At 49.2% G+C, this 5426-nt stretch carries 4 protein-coding genes; 1 reads left to right on the plus strand and 3 read right to left on the minus strand.

What is annotated here, in order from left to right:
• Positions 1-226: 226 nt before the first annotated feature.
• From NG833_RS29155 to NG833_RS29165, 3 genes are all read right to left on the minus strand, one after another.
• A complete protein-coding gene (locus tag NG833_RS29155; protein ID WP_254568766.1) occupies positions 227-493 on the minus strand; it encodes a hypothetical protein in 267 nt (88 codons plus the stop codon).
• 153 nt (positions 494-646) lie between these two features.
• Complete coding sequence (locus tag NG833_RS29160; RefSeq protein ID WP_254568767.1) at positions 647-1555, minus strand: tetratricopeptide repeat protein; 909 nt, start codon at positions 1553-1555, stop codon at positions 647-649.
• Positions 1556-1973: 418 nt separating this feature from the next.
• Positions 1974-3167, minus strand: a complete 1194-nt coding sequence (locus NG833_RS29165; RefSeq protein WP_254568768.1) for a tetratricopeptide repeat protein — start codon at positions 3165-3167, stop codon at positions 1974-1976.
• A 122-nt stretch (positions 3168-3289) separates the two neighbouring features.
• Here NG833_RS29165 and NG833_RS29170 point away from each other — a divergent pair, with 122 nt between their 5' ends.
• Positions 3290-4699, plus strand: a complete 1410-nt coding sequence (locus NG833_RS29170; RefSeq protein ID WP_254568769.1) for an aspartate ammonia-lyase — start codon at positions 3290-3292, stop codon at positions 4697-4699.
• Positions 4700-5426 lie beyond the last annotated feature (727 nt).

Below are 5426 nucleotides of genomic sequence, written 5' to 3' on the forward strand. Positions count from 1 at the left end.
TCATGTTCGTAGTAACGACTTCAGTCGTTCTCTTCTCATGTTCGTAGTAACGACTTCAGTCGTTCTCTTCTCATGTTCGTAGTAACGACTTCAGTCGTTCTCTTCTCATGTTCGTAGTAACGACTTCAGTCGTTCTCTTCCGAGGTTTGTATAGCGCGTCTAAATAAATTTGTCATAGAGAAAGCGCGCAAGATGTTTGTGCTGGGGCACACGCTACGCGAACGCACTACAAGACTATCAGGTTTAGATCCACAATACGAACAATCCGGAAACGACTGAAGTCGTTACTACGAACAATCCGGAAACGACTGAAGTCGTTACTACGAACAATCCGGAAACGACTGAAGTCGTTACTACGAACGTGGAGAACGACTGAAGTCGTTACTACGAACAATCCGGAAACGACTGAAGTCGTTACTACGAACAATCCGGAAACGACTGAAGTCGTTACTACGAACAATCCGGAAACGACTGAAGTCGGGACGTTGAACAAGGGTAACAGGTTATATATATTTCGGCACAGATTTCCATGATAATAATATACACAAAATACGATCGCCTGTCAAGAGGCGATCGCCTTTTTTTGTGAGTTAGCTCAAGATTGGTATAATCTGGTGCAACTTGGCTGGAGGTTTAGGGCAATGGGTCAAGCCTGGACTTCATGTAACAAGGCTTGGAATCGGAGGTCATGACGAATCGAGTCCCATGTGCTATCCAGACGAGTGCGTTCTTGATATTGCTCTGGGTCTTGAGAAAGATAAGAATGCAAATGTTCGATCGCCCGTTCAATTTGACCGAGGAGGAGATGACAGGTGGCCTTGGCATAATGGACTTCGGGAAAATCCGCCTCAATATCCAGGGCCTCGGCGTAGTTAGCGATCGCCTTCTCATACCGGCCAAACCGTTGCCAGGTTTCCCCGCGTCGGTACCAGGCCCAGCGATCGTGCGGACGCAGGTCTAAGGCATGGTCATAGCTATCTAGCGCTTCTTCATAGCGGTTATGTTTGGCTAACACTTCCCCGCGACGATACCACGCCCAATAGTCATCCCGGCGTTCTTTTAGGGCCTGGTCAAAGCTGGCGACTGCCTCCTCAACCCGTCCGAGTTCCCCTAGCGCTTTACCCCGTTGATACCAGGCCCAATAGTCCCGGGACCGCAATTCTAGGGCTTTATCGTAATTGGCAATGGCCTCTTCATGGCAGTTGGTATGCCTTAAGGCATTCCCCCGACGATACCAGGCCCAATAATCATTGGGTTTGCTTTCCAGTGCCCGATCATAGGAGGCAACAGCCTCTTGATACCGTTCGATCGCCGCTAGTGCATTGGCGCGTTCATAACAGGCCCAATAATCATCGGGGCGGATTTCCAGGGCCTGGTTATAACTGGCGATCGCCTCTTCATACCGTTTCGAGTCATGGAGAACGCTGGCCCGCTTATACCACTCTTGATAATCCTTCGGTTGGTCTACTGATTCTGGCTTGAGTGCAGTCGCGGTGGCGCTGTTCCCTGGATCTGTTGAACGGTCTAATCCCATTGAGTCTTGATTTTCGCTCATAATAGCGCTCCAAAGCAGAAAATATCTGCGCTTTGTGGATTGGTTCCCTCGATTCGGGCTATCTGTTTGCCATTTAGCTGCTTGTCTGCCCTTTCGATAAGCGTTTATACTGACTTGGCTAGAATTTTAATCCGAGGTTACTGGGGGTCCATTCATTGTAAATCCCCTCTAAAATCTTAAAGGATTTTTGACCCTTTCTATTCAATTAAATTAATCTTTTTATTTCACGAATTAAACGCACTTTATTCCCCAATTTAAGGGAAGTTTTGTCAGTAAATCTTGACAATTTCTAGCCCATGAATTGTCTGTTCCCTTGATACCGTAGACAGGGGATGAAACGTGAAAAATTTAGGTCAGGGTCTTTCAACGTTCCACCCCAAGAGTCTAAGCTCTTAGTGCGATATCAGCCGAAAGAAAGTTACATCAAACCTTGAAAGGTGCGATCGCCCCGCAAACCGTCAAATTCCCTGTCTGTGGCAAGTTTCTCAAGATAGGAGTCTCCCCCCCAATGAATCGCCTGTTCCAAGCTGGCAACAGCCCCGGGGCCATCCCCTTGGCGGATCAAATAGCGGGCCAAGTCGTACCAAATTGCCCCATCTTCCGGTTCAATGGTCAGGGCTTTTTGAAAACTCATCACAGCCTCATCGTAGCGACAGAGTTCCCCTAAAGCGACCCCCAACTCATGCCAGACCCAACCGCTTAACCCCTCATACTCTTCACCCCAACGGGTCCAGTTGGGTTCACACTCCAAGGCACGGTCAAAGCTGGCCACAGCCTCATCGTAGTTGCCTAACTGACTCTGAACGTTCCCCAATTGATACCAAGGCCAGAAATTCTCCGAATAGATAGAAATAGCCCGTTCGTAGCACTGGAGGGCTTCTGCCGGACGGTCTAGGTCATCCAGGGCAATGCCGCGATCGTACCAAATCAAATCATCCTCCGGGTCAATTTCCAATGCCCGGTCATAACTGGCGATCGCCGCTTCCGTTTCCCCTAACAAATCCAACATTTTCCCCTGGCGATACCAGGCCATCTCTGCGGTAGGTTTCATGTCTAGAGCAAAATCATAACTCGCTAACGCTTTTTCATACTCCTGCATCATCTCCAGGGCAATTCCCCGACGATACCAGGCCCAATAATCCGTAGGCCGCACTTCCAGGGCGCGGTCATAGTTGGCGACGGCCTCCTCGTAGCGACCGGCCCGGTCTAGAGTAATCGCCCGGTCATACCAGGCCCAATAGTCTCCCGGACGGTTTTCCAGGGCGCGGTCATAGCTGGCGATCGCCGCGTCATACTCCCGCAATTGCCGGAAAGCACTTCCCCGTTCATACCAGGCCCAATAGTCTCCGGGACGGACTTTTAAAGCGCGGTCATAGCTGGCAACTGCCTCTTCATACCGACCCAACTCATCTAAAACATTGCCAATTTGATACCAAGCCCAATAATCTTCCGGGCGATATTCCACGGCCTTATCGTAGCAGCTAAGGGCATCGTGATAATCACCCGCATCCCGCAAGGCATTCGCCTGTTGATACCATTCCCAATAGCTATCGGGCCTACACTCTAAAGTGCGCTCATAGATAGAGATGGCGCGACTCATTGTTTGACTCATAGTTTTAGTGCAAAATCTATTAAATCTCTCCAATATTAAGGATACTGCGATCAAAGCTCACTCTGCTCGGTAAAATTACTTTGAATTCTGTAAATTTTCAACAATAAGCCCAGAAAGATTTGATGAGCGAACAATCCGAATTAGACTACCGCATAGAACGTGATTCGATGGGAGAACGGCAAATCCCTGCCGTTGCCTACTATGGCATTCAAACCCTGCGGGCCACGGAAAATTTTCCCATCAGCGGACTCAAACCCTTACCCACCTACCTGGATGCCTGTTTGCTGATCAAAAAAGCCACAGCCCTTGCCAATGGTGAACTCGGCTGCATTCCCCAGGACTTGAGTCAGGCGATCGCCGATGCTGCCGATGAAATTCTCAATGGCGCATTACGGGATCAATTTGTGGTCGATGTTTACCAAGCCGGTGCCGGAACCTCTCACCACATGAACGTCAACGAAGTTCTCGCCAATCGCGCCTTGGAACTGCTGGGGGACGCTAAGGGCAATTATCAGCGGATTAGCCCGAATGATACGGTCAACTACGGGCAATCCACCAATGATGTCATCCCCACCGCCATTCGCATCGGGGGACTGTTGGCGTTGCAGCATAGTCTTTATCCTGCACTCAACGCGGCGATCGCTGCTTTAGAAGCCAAAGCTGTAGAATTCCAAGATATCGTCAAATCCGGCAGAACCCATCTGCAAGACGCGGTACCCGTCCGACTCGGGGAAAGTTTTCGCGCCTGGGCCTATATACTTACGGAACACCGGACGCGCATCGAAACTGCCGGGAAAGAACTTACGGTATTGGGGATTGGGGGAAGTGCTGCGGGAACGGGTTTAAATACTCATCCCAAGTATCGCCAACAGGTGGTGAAGATTCTCTCGGAGTTGATTAATATCCCTCTGACCCCGACGCCGCACTTGATGGCAGCCATGCAAAGTATGGCCCCCTTTGTCAGCGTTTCGGGATCATTAAGAAACTTAGCCACGGATTGCCTAAAAATTTCCCATGATTTGCGCCTGATGGATTCGGGACCGAAAACGGGACTGAAGGAAATTCAATTACCCCCAGTGCAACCGGGGTCCTCGATTATGCCAGGGAAATATAATCCGGTGATGGCAGAGATGACTTCGATGGTGTGTTTTCAGGTGATGGGATATGACAGTGCGATCGCCCTGGCAGCACAAGGGGGACAACTGGAACTGAACGTGATGATGCCGTTGATTGCCTATAACCTAATTCACAGCATTGAAATTTTAGGTCATGCGATCGGGGCACTCAGCGAGTTTTGTCTTCAGGGGATTACCTGCGATCGCAGTCGTTGTGAACAGTATGCCGAAGGCAGTTTAGCCCTAGTCACCGCCCTCAACCCCCACATCGGCTACCTCAACGCCGCCTCCGTTGCTAAAGAATCCCTAGAAACAGGTAAATCTTTGCGCCAAATCGTCCTAGAACGGGGTCTAATGAGTTCAGAACAGTTAGCGGAGGTCCTGGACTTACAGAAAATGAGCGCCCTCCCGCATTAAAACGCGAATCTTAACTTCGTAGTAACGCCTTCAGGCGTTCTCTTCTTTTGTTCGTAGTAACGACTTCAGTCGTTCTCTTCTGTTCGTAGTAACGACTTCAGGCGTTCTCTTCTTTTGTTCGTAGTAACGACTTCAGTCGTTCTCTTCTGTTCGTAGTAACAACTTCAGTCGTACTCCATGTTCGTAGTAACGACTTCAGTCGTTCTCTTCTGTTCGTAGTAACAACTTCAGTCGTTCTCTTCTGTTCGTAGTAACAACTTCAGTCGTACTCCATGTTCGTAGTAACGACTTCAGTCGTTCTCTTCTGTTCGTAGTAACGACTTCAGTCGTTCTCTTCTGTTCGTAGTAACAACTTCAGTCGTTCTCCATGTTCGTAGTAACGACTTCAGTCGTTCTCTTCTGTTCGTAGTAACAACTTCAGTCGTTCTCTTCTGTTCGTAGTAACAACTTCAGTCGTTCTCTTCTGTTCGTAGTAACAACTTCAGTCGTTCTCCATGTTCGTAGTAACGACTTCAGTCGTTCTCTTCGCAGGACTTACGCATTGCCTCAAGCTGTAGGGTAGATTTCCTTTCTCGACCCTACAGCGAGAAGAACTTCTGCGGTTTTCGGGAATCCGGAAACGACTGAAGTCGTTACTACAAACAAGAGGAAGAACTTCTGCGGTTTTGGGGAATCCGGAAACGACTGAAGTCGGGACGTTGAACACCGGAGAAGAACTTCTGCGGTT

The sequence above is a fragment of the Oscillatoria sp. HE19RPO genome (genome assembly GCF_024220515.1).
GTDB lineage: Bacteria > Cyanobacteriota > Cyanobacteriia > Cyanobacteriales > Laspinemataceae > Laspinema.

Coding starts and splice junctions, on each gene's coding strand:
- NG833_RS29160 (WP_254568767.1), bottom strand. CDS start 1,555: ATGAGCGAAAATCAAGACTCAATGGGATTAGACCGTTCAACAGATCCA.
- NG833_RS29165 (WP_254568768.1), bottom strand. CDS start 3,167: ATGAGTCAAACAATGAGTCGCGCCATCTCTATCTATGAGCGCACTTTA.
- NG833_RS29170 (WP_254568769.1), top strand. CDS start 3,290: ATGAGCGAACAATCCGAATTAGACTACCGCATAGAACGTGATTCGATG.